The organism is Microbacterium proteolyticum (genome assembly GCF_029639405.1).
Taxonomy (GTDB): Bacteria; Actinomycetota; Actinomycetes; order Actinomycetales; family Microbacteriaceae; genus Microbacterium.
In genome coordinates, this window is sequence record NZ_CP121274.1 from 2135906 (window position 1) to 2153488 (window position 17583).

The 17583-nt window shown below is 73.1% G+C and carries 13 protein-coding genes; 5 read left to right on the forward strand and 8 right to left on the reverse strand.

What is annotated here, in order from left to right:
* Positions 1–67 precede the first annotated feature (67 nt).
* The gene (locus tag P8R59_RS10675) at positions 68–529 is read left to right on the forward strand and encodes a Fur family transcriptional regulator (protein ID WP_278101045.1); all 462 of its coding nucleotides are present in this window, start codon (positions 68–70) and stop codon (positions 527–529) included.
* Positions 526–2784 carry a catalase/peroxidase HPI gene (katG, locus tag P8R59_RS10680; RefSeq protein WP_278101046.1) on the forward strand — a complete coding sequence of 753 codons (2259 nt, stop codon included), beginning with the start codon at positions 526–528 and terminating at the stop codon, positions 2782–2784. The genes P8R59_RS10675 and katG overlap by 4 nt, the downstream gene beginning before the upstream one ends.
* 242 nt (positions 2785–3026) lie before the next feature.
* Here katG and P8R59_RS10685 read toward each other — a convergent pair whose 3' ends face one another.
* From P8R59_RS10685 to P8R59_RS10720, 8 genes are all read right to left on the reverse strand, one after another.
* Complete coding sequence (locus P8R59_RS10685) at positions 3027–3986, reverse strand: NAD-dependent epimerase/dehydratase family protein (RefSeq protein ID WP_278101047.1); 960 nt, start codon at positions 3984–3986, stop codon at positions 3027–3029.
* Positions 3983–6631 (reverse strand): alpha/beta fold hydrolase, encoded by a 2649-nt coding sequence (locus P8R59_RS10690; protein ID WP_278101048.1) that lies wholly within the window; start codon positions 6629–6631, stop codon positions 3983–3985. Before P8R59_RS10690 ends, P8R59_RS10685 begins: the two co-directional genes overlap by 4 nt.
* Positions 6628–7650 (reverse strand): 3-oxoacyl-ACP synthase III, encoded by a 1023-nt coding sequence (locus tag P8R59_RS10695; protein ID WP_278101049.1) that lies wholly within the window; start codon positions 7648–7650, stop codon positions 6628–6630. The genes P8R59_RS10690 and P8R59_RS10695 overlap by 4 nt, the downstream gene beginning before the upstream one ends.
* Before the next feature lie 220 nt (positions 7651–7870).
* The gene (locus P8R59_RS10700) at positions 7871–9172 is read right to left on the reverse strand and encodes a DUF58 domain-containing protein (protein WP_278101050.1); all 1302 of its coding nucleotides are present in this window, start codon (positions 9170–9172) and stop codon (positions 7871–7873) included.
* Positions 9172–10203, reverse strand: a complete 1032-nt coding sequence (locus P8R59_RS10705) for an AAA family ATPase (RefSeq protein ID WP_431606854.1) — start codon at positions 10201–10203, stop codon at positions 9172–9174. Before P8R59_RS10705 ends, P8R59_RS10700 begins: the two co-directional genes overlap by 1 nt.
* Positions 10200–11366: a DUF4350 domain-containing protein gene (locus tag P8R59_RS10710; RefSeq protein WP_278101051.1), complete on the reverse strand. Its 1167-nt coding sequence runs from the start codon at positions 11364–11366 to the stop codon at positions 10200–10202. The genes P8R59_RS10705 and P8R59_RS10710 overlap by 4 nt, the downstream gene beginning before the upstream one ends.
* Positions 11363–12034, reverse strand: coding sequence for a DUF4129 domain-containing protein (locus P8R59_RS10715; protein ID WP_278101052.1), 672 nt, complete (start codon positions 12032–12034; stop codon positions 11363–11365). The genes P8R59_RS10710 and P8R59_RS10715 overlap by 4 nt, the downstream gene beginning before the upstream one ends.
* On the reverse strand, positions 12031–13329 hold the full coding sequence (locus tag P8R59_RS10720) for a glycerophosphoryl diester phosphodiesterase membrane domain-containing protein (protein WP_278101053.1): 1299 nt from the start codon (positions 13327–13329) through the stop codon (positions 12031–12033). The genes P8R59_RS10715 and P8R59_RS10720 overlap by 4 nt, the downstream gene beginning before the upstream one ends.
* A gap of 160 nt (positions 13330–13489) precedes the next feature.
* Between P8R59_RS10720 and mtrA the strand changes: the two genes are divergently transcribed.
* Genes mtrA through P8R59_RS10735 form a run of 3 tightly spaced genes read left to right on the forward strand, consistent with a single transcriptional unit; the run spans position 13490 to position 17518 of the window.
* Positions 13490–14170, forward strand: coding sequence for an MtrAB system response regulator MtrA (gene mtrA, locus P8R59_RS10725; protein ID WP_077050411.1), 681 nt, complete (start codon positions 13490–13492; stop codon positions 14168–14170).
* A gap of 7 nt (positions 14171–14177) precedes the next feature.
* The gene (gene mtrB, locus P8R59_RS10730; protein WP_278101054.1) at positions 14178–15863 is read left to right on the forward strand and encodes an MtrAB system histidine kinase MtrB; all 1686 of its coding nucleotides are present in this window, start codon (positions 14178–14180) and stop codon (positions 15861–15863) included.
* The gene (locus P8R59_RS10735; RefSeq protein WP_278101055.1) at positions 15860–17518 is read left to right on the forward strand and encodes an LpqB family beta-propeller domain-containing protein; all 1659 of its coding nucleotides are present in this window, start codon (positions 15860–15862) and stop codon (positions 17516–17518) included. Before mtrB ends, P8R59_RS10735 begins: the two co-directional genes overlap by 4 nt.
* Positions 17519–17583 lie beyond the last annotated feature (65 nt).

Below are 17583 nucleotides of genomic sequence, written 5' to 3' on the forward strand. Positions count from 1 at the left end.
ATCCGCGATTCTCGTCGTTCCCCGGCGCGTCATTTTTGATTCACTCAAAACTACGTAGGGTGGAACCATGCTCGACGATCGGACGGATACCCCCGCGGACGCGCTGCTGCGCGGCGCGGGGCTGCGGGTCACCGCGACGCGCGTCGCGGTCCTGGGGGCTTTGCGCTCCCGCCCGCACGCCACCGCCGACGACGTCTTCGACACCATCCGGGAGACCCTGCCCGGAACCAGCATGCAGTCGGTCTACAACGCCCTCGGCGACTTCGCCGATGCGGGGTTGGCGCGGCGCATCGAGCCCGCCGGACACCCCGGCATGTTCGAGCTGCGGGTCGGGGACAACCACCACCACGTCGTGTGCACCGGCTGCGGCCGGGTCGACGACGTGGACTGCGTCGTGGGCGCCGCACCGTGCCTGCACGTGCCGGAGGGGAGCGGTTTCCTCATCGAGACCGCCGAGGTGACGTTCTGGGGCGTCTGTCCCGACTGTCGAGCATCGAACGAAGCCGAAAAACCGAGAGGATCCCGATGAGCGACGCTCTGAACGGGTGCCCCGTCTTCCCCGACGGTGCCGCCCCCGACGACAACCGGCTGCCGGTGGGCGAAGCCCCCGCCGACAGCGAGCCGGCCGGCGCCCTGCCCCACCCGACCCGCGGGTCGGCCAACCGCGTGTGGTGGCCCGACAGCCTGAACGTGAAGATCCTCGCGAAGAACAACGAGAAGCGCGACCCGCTGGGGGCCGACTTCGACTACGCCGCCGCGTTCGAAGCCCTTGACCTGGATGCCGTGAAGAAGGACATCCAGCAGGCGCTCACGACGTCGCAGGACTGGTGGCCCGCCGACTTCGGTCACTACGGCCCCCTCATCATCCGCATGGCGTGGCACAGCGCCGGCACGTACCGCGTCACCGACGGCCGCGGCGGTGCCGGTGCCGGCATGCAGCGGTTCGCGCCGCTGAACAGCTGGCCCGACAACGTCAACCTCGACAAGGCCCGCCGCCTCCTCTGGCCCATCAAGAAGAAGTACGGGCAGTCGATCTCGTGGGCCGACCTCATGATCCTCGCCGGCAACGTCGCGCTGGAGGACATGGGCTTCCCGACCTTCGGCTTCGCCGGCGGACGCGCCGACGTCTGGGAGCCCGACGACGACGTGTACTGGGGTCCCGAGACCACCTGGCTCGGCGACGAGCGCTACACCGGGAACCGCGACCTCGAGAAGCCTCTCGCCGCGGTGCAGATGGGTCTCATCTACGTCAACCCCGAGGGCCCCAACGGCACCCCCGACCCGCAGCTCTCGGCGCACGACATCCGCGAGACGTTCGGTCGCATGGCCATGAACGACGAGGAGACGGTCGCCCTCATCGCCGGCGGTCACACCTTCGGCAAGACGCACGGTGCGGCCAGCGACAGCCACGTCGGCCCCAACCCCGAGGCCGGTGACATCGAGGACCAGGGCTTCGGCTGGAAGAGCGACTTCGGTTCCGGCAAGGGCGACGACACGATCTCGAGTGGACTCGAGGTCACGTGGACCTACCACCCCACCCGCTGGGACAACGAGTTCTTCCACATCCTGTTCGCCTACGAGTGGGAGCTCTTCCAGAGCCCCGCCGGCGCGCACCAGTGGCGTCCCGTCAACGGCGGGGGCGAGGGCCTCGTTCCTCTGGCCCACTCCGAGGGCCGCCGCGAGCCGCGCATGCTCACGAGCGACCTCGCGCTGCGCGTCGACCCGGCGTACGAGAAGATCTCGCGTCGCTTCGCCGAGGACCCGGCGGCGTTCCAGGATGCCTTCGCCCGCGCGTGGTTCAAGCTGACCCATCGCGACATGGGACCCCGCGCCCGGTACCTCGGGTCCGAGGTCCCGGCCGAGGTGCTCGACTGGCAGGACCCCGTGCCCGCGGTCGACCACCCGCTCATCGACGCGGCCGACGCCGCGGCGCTGAAGCAGCGGATCCTCGACAGCGGCCTGTCGGTGGCGCAGCTCGTGACCACGACGTGGGCGGCGGCCTCGACCTTCCGCGGCAGCGACAAGCGCGGCGGCGTCAACGGCGCGCGCATCCGCCTCGAGCCGCAGAAGAGCTGGACGGTCAACAACCCCGAGCAGCTGGCATCCGTGCTCTCGGTCCTGGAGAACGTCAAGGCCGAGTTCGACGCGCAGGCGGCGGACGGTAAGAAGGTCTCGATCGCCGACCTGATCGTGCTCGCCGGCAACGCCGGCGTCGAGCAGGCCGCGCGGGCCGGTGGCGTCGAGGTCGAGGTGCCCTTCACCCCGGGCCGCACCGACGCGACGCAGGAGCAGACCGACGTCGACTCGTTCCGCTGGCTCGAGCCGATCGCCGACGGCTTCCGCAACTACGCCTCGCGCGAGACGCGGCTCCCCGCCGAGTACCTGCTGCTCGACAAGGCGAACCTGCTGACGCTCACGGCGCCCGAGACGACGGTGCTCGTCGGCGGCCTCCGCGCGATCGGCGCGAACTGGGACGGCTCGGACTGGGGCGTGTTCACCGCGACCCCCGGCGCGCTGACCAACGACGTGTTCGTCAACCTCCTCGACCTCGGCACGACGTGGAAGCCGCTGGACTCCGGCAAGCACGCGTTCGAGGGCACGAAGGACGGCTCGGGCGAGAAGGTCGGCATCGGCACGCGCGTCGACCTCGTGTTCGGCTCGAACTCGGAGCTCCGTGCGCTCGCCGAGGTCTACGCCTCCGACGACGCGAAGGTGAAGTTCGTGCACGACTTCGTCGCCGCGTGGCGCAAGGTCACCGAGCTCGACCGGTTCGACCTGGTCTGAGTCCCGCGCCGCGCGGCCCTGTGCCCGCGGCATCCGCCGGAAGGCCCGTCCCCCCGTGGGGCGGGCCTTCCGCCGTTGTCTCGGCCGCTGTTCCGGTGCTGCCGTTGCCGGAGCGACGCCGCACCAGCGCGATAAACGCGATTGGCGGCGAGAAACGGGATGCCGTGGCGTTTCTCGTCGTGGATCGCGTTTATCGGGGAGAGGGGGGTGCGGCGCGCAGCAGAGTGCGGCGCGCAGGGAGGCTACGCGCGGGCGAGACGGCGCAGGCCCTCGTCGATCGAGACGGCAGGCTTCCACCGGAGGTCGCGGCGGATCTCGGTCTGATCGAACCAGTGCGCCGTGGAGAGCTGCTCGGCGAGGAAACGGGTCATCGGCGGTTCATCGGCGCCGGGGCGGACGGCCCACACGCGCTCGACGAGACCGCCGGCCGCGCGCGCCAGCCCGGCGGGGATGCTGAACCGCGGCGGCCGCACGCCGGAGGCGAGACAGATCCCGGCGAGCAGGTCGCCCACGGGCCGCGGTTCGCCGTTGGTCAGCACGTACGCGCGTCCGCTGACGTCGTCGACGTGCTCGAGGGCCGCGACGATCCCGGACGCGGCGTTGTCGACGTAGGTGGAGTCGATCAGGGCCGTGCCGCCGTTGAGCAGCGGCAGCCGACCGCGACGGGCGCGGTCGACGACGCGCGCGATGAGCTGCGTGTCGCCGGGACCCCAGACGAGGTGCGGGCGGATCGCGACGAGGGATGCCGAGTCGCCGGCGCGCGAGAGGGCGAGCAGCTCGGCCTGGGCCTTGGTGCGGGCGTACTCGCCGCGGGCGCCGAGCGGGTCGGCGGGTTCGGCGCCCACCCCGGCCAGCGCGTGCCCGGCGTGGGCGACGGACGGCGACGAGACGTGCACGATGCGCGTGACCCCGGCGGCTGCGGCGGCGTCGAGGAGCGTCCGCGTCCCCTCGACGTTGACGGCGTGGAACTCGCCCGGGTCGCCCGCGAGAGACACCTTCGCGGCCAGGTGGACGACGGCGTCGACCCCGTCTACGGCGGCGGCCGTGGCATCCGGGTCGGTCACCGAGCCGAGGTGGTCCTCGGCGCCGGGCACCCCCGACGGGCGCCGCTGCAGTGTCCGGACCACGTGGCCGGCGTCCTGCAGCGCGCGGACGACGGCGCGACCGAGGAAGCCGGACGCGCCGGTGGCGAGGACTCTCACGGCGCCGTCGGCTTCTCGCCGGCGAGCACGCGCTCGGCCCACCGCGCGAGGCGCGAGCGGTCGATCTTGGAGTTGTGGCGGATGTCCGTCGGCAGCGCGGGCACGACGAGCACGGCCGCGATCGGCAGCGCGGTCGCGGCCCGCACGACCTCGGTCAGACCCGCGGATGCCACGCCCGGGCGCCGCACGGCCGGGTCCCGTTCGATCACCACGGCGATCACCTGGCGTCCGACCGGACCGACCCCGACGGCGGCGGCGCGGACGACACCGGGTGCCGCCTCGACGTCCTGCTCGATGCCGACCGGCGTGACCGGGCCTTCGGAGGTCGTGATGACGTGGGGGAGCCGCCCCTCGATCCAGAGCCGTCCGGCCGTGTCGAGGTGGCCGACGTCGCCGGTGCGATGCCACCGGCCCCGGAGGTCGTCGAGATCGCGCGTCGCCTCGCGGTCGGTGAGGTGGAGCCGGAAGTAGCCGCGCTTGAGGTGCGGCGCGCTGATCACGACCTCGCCCGTGACCCCGGCGTCGGTCGTGGGGGTTCCGGTGGCGCGCCCCCGGGCGTCGAGCGCCGCGATGCGGACGCGGCCCCGACCGATGGGCGCCCCCACGCACACGCCGCGATCGGCGGAGGCGTCGGCCTCCTCGATCTCGGGCAGCGTGACGTCCGCGACGAGCAGGCACTCCGTCATCCCGTACGGCGTGTGGGCGGTCGCGTTCGGCATGAGGCGCTGCGCCTGGCGCAGCAGGGGGGTCCCGACGGGCGCCCCGGTGGACAGGAACGTGCGCACGCGCTCGAGCGCCGCCCGTTCCTCGGACCCCAGCGCGTCGGCGCTGGCAACCACGTTGCGGACGGCGGCGGGGGAGAGGAAGACGATGCCCGCGTCCGAGGCTCGGACGGCGGCGGCGACCGCGGATGCCGTGAGCGTGCGCGGCGCGGACACGTCCATGTCGGGGGTCGCCGAACGCGTGCCGAGGGCCGGGCCCAACAGCGCGAAGGGGGCGAAGCCCGTCACGAGTCCGGTGTCGGGGCCGACGTCGAAGTGCTCCGCGAGGGCGTTCCGCAGCGACGAGAGCTGGCGATGCGTGTACACGGCGCCCTTCGCGGGTCCCGTGGACCCGGACGTGAAGAGGATCGCGGCATCCGCGTCGGCGTCCGGCGGGACGGGGAGCGCCCGACCGCGGCCCGCCCGGGCGATCTCGGCGAGACTCGCCTCGACCCCGAGGGCGCGCATCGCGGCGGCGGGGAGGGCCGCGGCCGCGATGCGGCGTCCCGGCCAGCCGAGCGCGCGCGCGGCGGCGAGCCCCGCGAGCTCGCCGATGACGACGTCGGGCACGGCCCCGCGGACGGCGCGGGACAGCCCCCGGATGCCGAGACCCCGGTCGGCCACGACGACGACGGCGCCGATGCGCAGGCACGCGTACAGCACGGCGGTGAGCGTGGGGCCCGGGGGGACGAGCAGCGAGACGCGGTCGCCCGCGCGGACGCCGAGGACGTCGAGACCCGCGGCGAGCTCGTCCACGCGGGCGGCGAGCTGTCGCCAGCTCACCCGCAGCGGGGCGTCGGCGGAGCCGCTGGCCATGTCGATGACCGCGACGTCGTCGTCCGCGCGGCGCGCCTCGAGGGCCTCCCACAGGGGCGCGGGCGCCGGGGTGTCGTCGACGTGCGTCGGGGACGCGGCATCCGCGCCGGCCGAGACGCGGTGATCGAGCCAGTCCAGCACCGCGTCGGCGTACGGACGCTCCTCGGCCAGCAGGTGCCCCGCGCCCTCGAAGCGGTGGACGTCGGCGTGCGGCAGACGGTCGACGAGGTCGTCGAGGTGAGCCTCGAGGAACACCGGGTCCTTCGGGCCGCGGAGCAGAAGGGCGGGGACGTCGAGGTCGCGCAGCCCTGCGGAGAGGCTCCGCAGCGCCGGGGTGCTCTCGTCGTCCGCGGTGGCCGGGATGTCGGCGACGAATCCCCCGACGCCTCGTCGGCGCGCCACGGTGGCGTACGGTGCGCGGAACGCCGCGCGCACCGCGGGGTCGAGGTCGGCGAGCGCGAGCGTCGTGTCGAGGAACGCCGTCGTCCCCGTCGTGCCCGCAGCGAGCACGCCGCGCGCGGTCGCGACGCGCAGCGGGAACGGCAGCGGCGCGTCCTCCGCGTGGTGCACGGCGGTGTTGAGCGCGATGACGGCGGCCAGGCGCGCGGGATTGCGCACGGCCCAGCCGAGCGACACCGGCCCGCCCCAGTCGTGGCCGATGGTCACGATCGGACCCGGGATGCCGAGGGCCTCGATCAGGCCGGAGAGGTCGGCGATGCGCTGAGCGAGCGTACGACGCAGGTCGGTCCGGTCGGAGAAGCCCATCTCCAGCTGGTCCACGGCGACGACGCGCCACGCGGGAGCCCCCGCCTCGGCCCGCGCGAGGGACGCGTTCACGAGCGCGCGCCACAGGTACGACCAGGTCGGGTTGCCGTGCACCGCGACGATCGTTCCCTGGGCGACGATCCCGCGATCGGCGAGCGCGTCGCCGGTGTCGAGGATGTGCCACGTACGACGGTGGCCGGCGTCGGCCGCGGTGCCCTCCACTTCGACCAGGCGCGACAGGGCGGGATCGAGGCCGGGGAGCCCGGCCGGGGGAAGGGTCGCGGACAGGCCGGTGACCGTCACCAGGCCAGCTCCAGCATCCCGGTGTTCAGCCCGGAGCCCACTCCCATCAGCAGCACGCGGTCGCCGCGGCGCAGGGTCTTCTGCTCCTCGGCCAGGGTGATCGGGATGGAGGCGGGCCCCACGTTCCCCAGGTGCGGGTAGGTGACGGGGACGCGGCCACGGTCGAGCTTGGCGGCCCGGACGATCGCGGAGGTGTGCACCGACGACACCTGATGGGTGATGTACCGGTCCATGCCCGTCCAGGAGAACTCTCCCCGGGCTTCCTTCCATGCCGAGACGACGAGGTCGAGACCGCCCTTGAGCAGAGCCTTCGCGTCGGTGAACATGCCGTCGACGCTGCCGACGCAGAGGTCGTAGAACTGGGTCGCGGCGCGCGTCACGCCCCCGACGATCCGGTGGCCCTCGGGGTGGTCGCTCGCGCGGCCGAGTACCGCGGCGGCCGCGCCGGAGCCGAGCGTCAACGACGCGAACTCCTGCATGAACGCATCCCGGTCGAGGTCCTCCCGCACGAGGCGGTTGATCGTGTTGACCTGGATCTCGTCGGCATCCTCGCCGTTGACGATGAGGGCGTACTTGACCTGGCCGGACTGGATCATCCCGGCGGCCAGGCTCATCCCGTTGATGAATCCGAGGCAGGCGTTGGCGACGTCGAAGTTGATCGCCGAGCTCGGCAGCCCGAGCCCGTGGTGCAGTCGCACCGCCACCGACGGCTCGAGGTGCTTGCGGGTGACCGAGGTGTTGATGATGAGGCCGATCTCGCTCGGATCGACTCCCGCCTCGGCGAGCGCCTGCTTGCCCGCGGCGATCGTCGCCTCGTCGGACGACTCTCCCTCGGCCCAGTTGCGCCGCTCCACCACTCCCGCGACGCGTCGCAGCAGTCCGGGCTTGAGCTTCAGTCGCGACAGGGCCGGCGCCAGCCTCTCTTCGATGTCGTCGGAGGTGGTCACGCGGCTGGGCAGCACGCTGGCCACCGAGACGAGGGCCACATCGTCGAAGCGAGTGGTGGCGTTTCCTGGCAAGAGAGCTCCCGCATCCTGTGCGTAGACGGCCGAGCCGCGCGCGGAGGGACACGCCGGCGGCTGGAAGGGTACCCCCCAGGATAAGCCGCGACGTATGCGACCGGCTGCATGGGGAGTGTGTGCTACGCCAGCGGATGCCGAGTTCGTCGCCGTCCCGACGGTGCCGTCATGGTGTCGCGGCGCTTAGCGCGGCTCGACCCGCGGCGGTGAACCGGCGTCGTCAGAGTCGCCCGGCCGCCTTGAGTGCGAGATACCGGTCGGCCACGAGCGGGGGCAGGTCGTCGGCCGAGGCCGAGACGGCATCGCCGCCCGCCCTCACGACGGCCTCGCGCACGCGATCGGCGTCGGACCGCGCACGCTCCACCGCCGCAGCGGCATAGACGGCGGCGGCGTCGTCGAGCTCGGGTGCCTCGCCGGGGCCGTCGGTGGCCGTCGCCACGAGCAGGCGCGACCGCGCCGCCACGGCGGGGAGGGACGCGAGGAACGCGCGCGCCGCCTCCGGATCGTCGGCGGCGGTCACCAGCACGACGAGAGCCGGGCGCTGCGTGAGACCGCGCACCTGGGTGAAGGCGGCATCCCAGTCGGTGTCGATGAGCTGCGGTTCGACGGGCGCCATCGCGTCCACGAGTGCGGGGAGCAGTCCCGAGCCGTCCACGCGGGTGACGCGGGCCCGGGTCACCCGGTCGAACATCAGCAGGTGCACGTGGTCGCCCGCCCGCACCGCGAGGGCGGAGAGGAGCAGTGCCGCCTCCATCGCGGCGTCGAGCCGGGTGCCGTCGCCCACCCGCGCCGCGGCCGTCCGACCGGTGTCGATGACGATCACGACGTGCCGGTCGCGCTCCGGCCGCCAGGTGCGCAGCATCGTCGTTCCCGCGCGTGCCGTGGCGCGCCAGTCGATCGAGCGCACGTCGTCGCCGCGGACGTACTCGCGCAGGCTGTCGAACTCCGTCCCGGCACCGCGCACCTGGAGGGTCGTGTTGCCGTCGAGCTCGCGCAGACGCGCCAGACGCGAGGGCAGATGCCGCCGCGACGTGAAGGGCGGGAGAACGCGCAGCCTCGCCGGTGCCGGGATCGTCGCCTGCCGCCCGGCCAGGCGCAACGGCCCGTCCGACCGCACGACGACGAACTCGCTCCGTAGCTCGCCGCGACGCCGGGGAAGGAGCGGCAGCGGGGCACCTCGACGTTCGCCCGGCGGCACGACGAATCGCAGCCGCTCGGGTGGGGCCCCTGCCGTGGGCTGCCACGCGTCGCGCACGCGGGCGCGCAGCATCCGGCGGCCCAGGTTGCGGACCCGCACTTCTCCCGCGACCGGTTCATCCCGCAGAGCGCGTTCGGGGAGCCGCCGGGTGATCTCGATCGCGCGGGGGCTCGCGGCGAGCAGGACGTCGGCCGCCGTCAACCCCGCGCACAGCGCGAGCCAGCCACCGACGACGGTCCAGGGTCCGGCCCCCGCGGAGGTGAGCAGGATCAGTGGGAGGACGCCGAGGGCGACGAGCAGGGCCAGACGACCGGTGACGTGCATCAGAGCGGAACGCGCGTCTGCTGCAGGACCGAGGCGAGGACGGCATCCACCGACACGCCCTCGATCTCGGCTTCGGGTCGCAGCCGGATCCGGTGGCGCCACACGGGCACGAGCATCGTCTGCACGTGGTCGGGCGTGATGGCGGGGTAGCCCCCGAGCCACGCCCACGCCTTCGCCGCGGCGAGGAGTCCGGTCGACGCGCGCGGACTCACGCCGAGCAGCACGGACGGGCTCTGCCGCGTGGCCCGGGCGAGGTCGACGACGTAACCGAGCACGTCGTCGGCGACGGCGACGGATGCCGCCGCGCGCTGCGCCGCGAGGATCTCCGGCGCCGTGACGACGGCATCCACTCCGGCCTCGCCCAGGCGCCGCGGATCGAACCCGCCCGCGTGGCGGCGGAGGACGTCGACCTCGGCATCCCGATCCGGCAGATCGACCACGAGCTTGAGGAGGAAGCGGTCGAGTTGAGCCTCGGGGAGCGTGTAGGTGCCCTCGTGCTCGACCGGGTTCTGGGTCGCGGCGACCAGGAACGGGTCGGGAAGCGGACGGCTGACGCCGTCGGACGAGACCTGGCGTTCCTCCATCGCCTCCAGCAGGGCCGCCTGCGTCTTCGGGGGCGTGCGGTTGATCTCGTCGGCGAGGAGCACGTGCGTGAACACGGGTCCGGCGCGGAATTCGAACTCCCCCGAGCGGGCGTCGTAGACGAGCGAACCGGTGACGTCTCCGGGCATGAGGTCGGGGGTGAACTGCACGCGTCGCGTGTCGAGGCCGAGCGCCCGGCTGAAGGACCGCACCAGCAGGGTCTTGGCGACGCCCGGCACGCCCTCGAGGAGCACGTGGCCGCGCGAGAGGAGCGCGATGAGCAGTCCGGTGATCGTGCCGTCCTGGCCGACGACGGCCTTGCCGACCTCGGTGCGCACGCGGTGCATCGCCTGACGCAGGGCCGCGTCGTCGGCCACCGTTCGCGGCGCGTCCGACGCGGGTGCCGGGGCGGCGGCGTGGTCGGGGGAGCCGAGAGGACTGTCGGTCATCGGGGGGTCCTTTCCGTTCGGAGTGTCGCGCGGACGCTCGTCTCGAGATCGCGCAGTCGGTCGCTGGCCGCGACGAGTTCGCGGTCGGTGCGGGGGAGGTCGTCGATCAGGATGCCGCGCACGATCGCACGGTCGGTCCCGAGCCGCTCGGCCACCGCGTCCGCGAGTTGTTCCGCGGGCGTCCGGGCCGACAGGCCGAGCAGTCGCACCAGTCGGCGACGGGCGGCACGGCGCAGTTCGTCGAGGGCGTGGGCGGCATCCCCGGAGGCGGCGTAGAGCCGGGCTCGTCCCTCGGTCGTCTCGTTCGCCCGGACGGTCACCGGCAGGCGCTCGGTCACGAGCGGCCCGAACCGGCGTCCGCGCCACACCGCGGCCGTGAGCCCGGCGATCAGCAGCAGCACCATCGCCGGCGTCACCCACTCGGGGGTGAGCTCGCCGATCGTGGGGACGGCGGTGCCGGTGTCGGCGTCGGCGAGGGAGGGCACGTACCAGACGAGCGCGGGCGCGCGCCCGAGGAGACCGAGCGCGAGGGCGGCGTCGCCGTCGAGGGGGAGGGCCCGGTTGGTGAGGACGGACAGTCCGTCCACCGCCGTGACCGTCCTGTCTCCCTCGTCGTGGACGAGGACGCCGAACCCGCCCTCCATCGGGTAGCAGCCGATCACGCCCTCGCCGGGCAGATACAGCTCGCCCACGTGCGCCGAGCCCGCGGCCTGGGCGGCGGGAACGTCGCACGCCGGAGGGGTCGAACGATCCTCGACGACGTCTCCGAGCGCGGAACCGCTCAGCAGGACGTCCAGGCTGCGGGAGCGCGGTTCGACGAGCACGACGTCGCCCGCTTCTGTGGTGAGGCGGCGCAATGCCGCGTCGCTGAGCATCGGGGCATCGCGCATCACGAGCGTGCTCGGCGCGGCGTCGAGCGCGCGTTCGGCGGCGGCGAGGTCGCGGACGACGGTGACCGAGACGCCCTGCTGCTCGAGGAGGCGCACGACGGCGCGGGTGCCGTCGGGCGCCGGGGATTCGGGGTCGAGCGCGTCGCGCTGCATCCACCCGCCGAACACCAGGGTCGTGCCGAAGAGTCCGACGGCGGCCAGGACGGCGACGAGCGCGATCCACCCGATTGCCGTTCGGCGACGCCGGATCGGAGCTGCGGCGACAGACGTCACGGCGCGACCGCCCCGGCATCCGGGATCCCGACGCGGGATGCCACGGCGGTCTCGTCGAGGCGACGGACGAGGGCGTAGGCGTCGGCCGTGCCGGGGCGTCCGAGATACCGCACGTCGTCGAACACCGACGCCGCGGCGAGGCCGGATGACCCGAGCGCGGGAAGCGCGTCGCCGGCGGACCGGGCGAACGCGCGCGCCGTGGCGCCGGGCGGCGGGTCCACGATGCCGCGCTCGGTGAGTCCGCGTGCGAACGCGCGGAACCGGAGCACGATCGCGGCGTCCCAGTCGTCGCGCTGGGCCCCGGCCGCGGCGTCGGCGCGCAGCTCGTCGGCGGAACGTCCGTCGTCCTCGTCGAAGAGGGCGCGCGCGGCCGGGCGGGCCCGGACGGTGACGCGCGGCCGGCCCCAGATCAGCAGCGCCACGATGATCGCGGCGATGACGAGGACGGCCAGCACGACGAACGCCCACGGACCCCAGTCGCCCGACACCGGGGCGGTGAACAGCCGCTCCAGGAAGTCCAGGACCGCCCGCGCCGCCCGGTCGAAGGGCGTCGGCTCGGCGGCACGGTAGACCGGGTCGGCGAGCTCGCGCTCGGCCCACTCCCGGGCCTCGTCCGGGTCGGGGAGCAGCGGGACGGCGCTCACCAGCGCCCGGAGGGCCGCGATCACGAACCCGCGGGCGGACCGCCGGGGGCCGCCCATGCGGTCGGGTCGGACGGCGGAAGGGGCGGGTGCGGCGGCTGCGGCGGTGCGGCCGCGGGCGGTGCGGCCGCGGGGGGTGCGGGTGCGGCCGCGGGCGGTGCAGGCGGCGCGCTCGGCGGCGCCGCCGTCGCCGTGGTCGGTGCGGGCCAGGCCGCGCCGAACCCGGCGGGTGGCGCGGGCCACCCCGGAGCAGGCGGCGTCCCCCACGCCGGAGCGGGCGCGATCGTGCGGCCGATACCGGCGCGGTAGGGGTCGGGCAGTGCGGCCGCCCCCGCGTCGCGCGCCTCGACGTAGACGGAGAGGTCGTGGTCGAGACCCTCGACGCGCATCCGCGCGTCCACGTACACCAGGACCGCCGAGGTCGACTGGACCACGACCGCGATGCACTGGACCAGCAGGATGCCGATCTGTCCGACGAACTGGATCACCACGAACGCCACGATCGCGCTGGGGTTCTCGGCTTCGGTCGGAGCGATGATCGCGGAGATCCCACCCGAGAGCAGGCTCAGCGGGATCGAGATGACCTGTGCGACGAAGCCGAAGGCGAGGGAGATGACGACGATCACGCCGAACGTCGACCAGAAGCGCCGTCGCGTCAGCACCCAGGACCGGGCGATGGCGCGTCGGATGCCGACGCCCTCGAGGATCATCGCGGAGGGGACGAGGAAGAGTTTGGTCGACAGCCAGGCGTAGAGGGGGATGAGCCCGAGGGCGAACAGGACGCCCAGCACGATCCCGAGCGGGAGGACCGCCAAGCCCGCGAGGACCGCGATCCCGCCGAGGACCGCGAGGACGATGACCGAGGCCAGGAGGGTCAGCAGGGCGTAGCCGAGGAGGCGGAAGAAGACGGGGCGCACCCGCACCCACGCCTCGCGCAGCGTCGGCTTCTCGGCGACGACCGCGGAGGCGACCTCGGTGACGACGACGGCCTGGACGAGGATGCCGAGAGCGCCGGCGAGAGCACCGAGCACCAGGGCGGCGACGCCCGTCAGGGCGATGGACCCGGTCAGGACGGCATCGAACGCGTCGCTGCCCTCGACGAGGGTGTCCAGGCGCGAGAAGCTCGCGACCGCCACCCCGGCGATGGCCGCCGTGACGATCACGTACGCGACGGTCTGCACGACGAGGGCGAAGCCCAGCAGCACGCGCGGATTGTGGCGCAGCGCCACGAACGAGCGGCCGAGGATGGTGCCGAACCCGTACGGATGCAGCGGAACGATCCCGGCGCGCGAGGCCGGCGTCCAGGCGGGGTACGCGGTCACGATGACGCCTCCTCGGCGGTCGGCTGTGTCCTCATCGTGTCACACACCCCGGACACGCTCGGCCTCATCCCGGACACGTCGACTACGCTCGGGGTGATGCGCCCCACCCGCGGCGCGTTACCCGTTCCCGAACGGGGCCGAGACGGAAGACGTACACCCGATGACTTCACGGATCCTGGTTGTCGACGACGACACCGCGCTCGCCGAGATGATCGGCATCGTGCTGCGCACCGAGGGATTCGAGACCGTGTTCTGCGCGGACGGCGCGCAGGCGGTCGACGCGTGGCGCACCGAGCGTCCCGATCTGATCCTCCTCGACCTCATGCTGCCCGGCGTCGACGGCATCGAGATCTGCACCCGCGTGCGCGCGGAGTCCGGCATCCCGATCATCATGCTCACCGCCCGCACCGACACCGCCGACGTCGTGAAGGGGTTGGAATCCGGGGCCGACGACTACATCGTCAAGCCGTTCAACCCCAAAGAGCTCGTCGCCCGCATCCGCACGCGCCTGCGTCCGGCCGCGGCGGCGGTCGACGAGACCCTGCGGATCGGCGACCTCGTCGTCGACGTCGCCGCGCACGAGGTCCGCCGCGGCGAGAGCCCGATCGCGCTGACCCCGCTCGAGTTCGAGCTCCTCGTGGCCCTCGCCGAGAAACCGCAGCAGGTCTTCTCGCGCGAGATGCTGCTCGAACAGGTGTGGGGATACCACTACAAGGCCGACACGCGCCTGGTCAACGTGCACGTCCAGCGCCTGCGCGCAAAGGTCGAGGCCGACCCCGACAACCCCCGCATCGTGACCACCGTGCGCGGGGTGGGCTATCGCGCCGGCGCGGTGGCTTGAGACCCTCATGACGGGCGCGGTGCGCACGATCCCGATCTCCCGGGTGAGGCGGCCCATCGACTGGCGTGGCATCCGCGACCGTCTGGCGACCCTCTGGCGTCGATCGCTGCGGTTCCGCACGATCGTCATCACCGTCGCGCTGACGGCCGCGACGATCCTCGTCACCTGCGTGGCGATGGCGCTCGTCATCCAGAACGAGCTCTTCACCGCCCGGAAGGACCAGGTGCTCCTCGAGGCCCAGCGCGCGACGGCGGCGGCCCAGGCGACGCTGGATGCCGCAGTGGACTCGACCGACCCGGCGGCGGCGCAGACGCTGATGAACGGCATCGCCACGCGCTTGTCGCAGCAGTCCTCGAGCGACCTGATCGCCCTGTACCGCATCGGTCCCGCCTCTCCTCTGGCGCCGCAACCGTTCATCTCGCCGGCGTTCGACTCGGGGATCGTCACCGACGCCCTGCGGACCCAGGTGCAGTCCAACCCCGACCTGCAGTGGTGGCAGTCGGTGGCGTTGCCCTCCGACACCGGGCGCGAGGTGCCCGGCATCCTGGTCGGTCACCAGTTGCGTTTCCCCGCCCAGGACGGGGTCGACTACTACGAGCTCTACATGGGGTACGACCTCTCCAGTGCCTCTCAGACGCTCGCGTTCGTCCAGGTGCTGCTGTGGGTGGTCGGGTTGGTGCTCGTCGTGCTCATCGGGGCCATCGCCTGGGTCGTGCTCCGATCGGTGACGACTCCGATCGCGGATGCCGCCGAGACCAGCGCCAAGCTCGCGGCGGGCGACCTGGGGGTCCGTCTGCCCGTCCGCGGCGAGGACGAGCTGGCCACTCTGAACCGCTCGTTCAACGCGATGGCCGACAGCATCGAATCCCAGATCAAGGAGCTGGCCGACCTCTCGCTCGTGCAGCAGAGGTTCGTCTCGGACGTGTCGCACGAGCTGCGGACGCCCCTGACGACGATCCGCCTCGCCGCCGACATGATCAACGACCAGCGCGCGGAGTTCGAGCCCACCACGGCCCGTGCCGCCGAGCTGCTGCACGCGCAGGTGCAGCGCTTCGAGGTGCTCCTGACCGATCTCCTCGAGATCAGTCGCTACGACGCCGGATCGGTGCAGCTCGAACTCGAGCCCACGAGCATGGCCCACCTGGCGGAGGACGTCATCGCGTCGATGGAGCAGCTCGCCCACCAGCACGGCAGCGACGTCCGCCTGGTCGCCCCCGGCGGCTACACCCCCATCGACATGGACGGAAGGCGGGTGCGGAGGATCGTGCGCAACCTCCTCGGCAACGCGATCGAGCACGGGGAGGGGCGTCCGATCGTCGTCTCCGTCGACAGCGACCGGGATGCCGTCGCCCTCAGCGTCCGCGATTTCGGCCTCGGCATGCGGGCCGACGACGTGGAACGCGTGTTCGACCGCTTCTGGCGCGCGGACCCCTCGCGCGTGCGGACGATCGGCGGGACGGGTCTCGGGCTCTCCATCGCCCTGGGCGACGCGCGGCTCCACGGCGGCACGCTGTCGGTCTGGTCGGAACTCGGCCACGGCTCGAACTTCCTGCTCACACTCCCGCGCGACGGGCGTCCGCTCGGGGGGTCGCCGCTGCCCCTGGTCCCGGACGACGAGCAGGGCGGCGCGCTCGAAGCGCTCGGACTGACGCAGCCGATCTCGCTCGGACGGACGGGGAGGACGCCTTCATGAAGCGCGCATTCGCGGGCCTGAGCCTGCTGCTCGTCCTGGTCCTCTCCGCCTGCACCGGCCTGCCCACGACGGGATACGTCAACCCGGGTCGCGGACCGGAGGGCGACCAGACGCAGCAGTTCGCCTTCGTCCCGGACGGCCCCCTCGAAGACGCCTCGCCCGCCGAGATCGTCGAGGGCTTCCTGCGCGCGGGGTCCGGCCCCGCCGACGACTGGGCCACGGCCAAGCTCTTCCTCGCGCCCGGCACCCAGTGGGACCCGCGCGCCCGGGTGACGATCGACCGCCTCGCCGACCGTCGTGCGACGGCCGTTCCGGACGGGACCTCCGTGGGCGTGCAACTCTCGGCGATCGCCGGCGTGGATGCCGACGGCGCCTACTCTCCGGCGGTGAGCGGGGCCACCGAGACCCTGTCGTTCACCCTCGCGCGTGTCGACGACCAGTGGCGGATCACGTCGGCTCCCGACGGCGTCGTGCTCTACGAGGAGGTCTTCCCGACCGTCTATCAGGCGGCATCGGTGGCGTACTTCGACCCCACGTGGAGTTTCATCGTCCCCGACGTCCGGTGGTTCCCGCGCCCGCTCGTGGCCAGCCGGGTCACGACCGCCCTGGTCGACGGGCAGCCCAGCGCCTGGCTCTCGGGCGCCGTGAAGAACGCCTTCCCCGATGGGCTGTCCCTGGTGGGGCGTTCGGTGACGCTCTCCTCGAGCGGCGTCGCGCAGGTGCAACTGCCCCAGGCGGCGTTGAGTCTGGATCGCACCACCCTCGACCGCATGCAGACGCAGTTGACCCGCAGTCTCGCGACGGCCGGGATCAGCGAGGTGCAGATGACGGTCGACGGGACGCCGATCGCCGCGACCGAGCTGCCGGTGAAGGTCACCCGGGTCGACCCGTCGCCGGCCGTGCTGACCACGGACGGGACGTTCGGGGTGCTCAGCGGCGAGACGGTCGAGACGATCCCCACCCTCTCCGACGCGGTGGAGTCGCTCGCCCCGACGAGCGTCGAACTCGAGGCCGACCGGAGCCTCGCCGCCGTGCTCACGCAGCAGGGGGCGGTCGCGAGCGCGCTCGCCGACGGCGGCACGTTCCTCCTCGACGACCGCGCGGGCCTGCTGCCCCCGTCCATCGACGCGACGGGCGAGATCTGGAGCGTGCCGCGGTCCGCTCCCTCGCAGCTGCGCGCGTACACACCGCAGGGGGTTCCGCGCGACATCGGCAACGCCTGGCCGGATGCCTCCGAGGTGGTGTCCTTCCAGATCTCGCGCGACGGCACGCGCATCGCGGCGATCGTGACCGTCGCGGGGGTCCGGGAGGTGTGGCTGGCGGGCATCGTGCGCGAGGGGAACGCGGTCAGCCTCGGCCCGCCGCACGTGCTGTCGTTCTCGGAACCGGGCGCGTTCGATCTCGCGTGGCTGGACGACACCGTCGTCGGCGTGTTGACGTCGGTCGACGGCGCGGCGCGGCTCGACGAACTCAACGTCGGGGGACGGGGCACCGTGGGGCCCGTCCCCGAGAGCGCGAAGGCGATCGCCGGAGGCAGTGCGACCGTGCGCATCCTCGACGACTCCGGTCGCCTCTTCAGCCGCCGCGGTAGCTCGTGGACCCTCGTCGCCAGTGACATCCGCGTCCTCGCGGTGCAGCAGGGCACCACGTCCTGACCCGTCCTCCCCGGGCGGGGTCCGAACGGATCCCTCCCCGGAAGGCGTCGCCGCGCCCGCGGGGG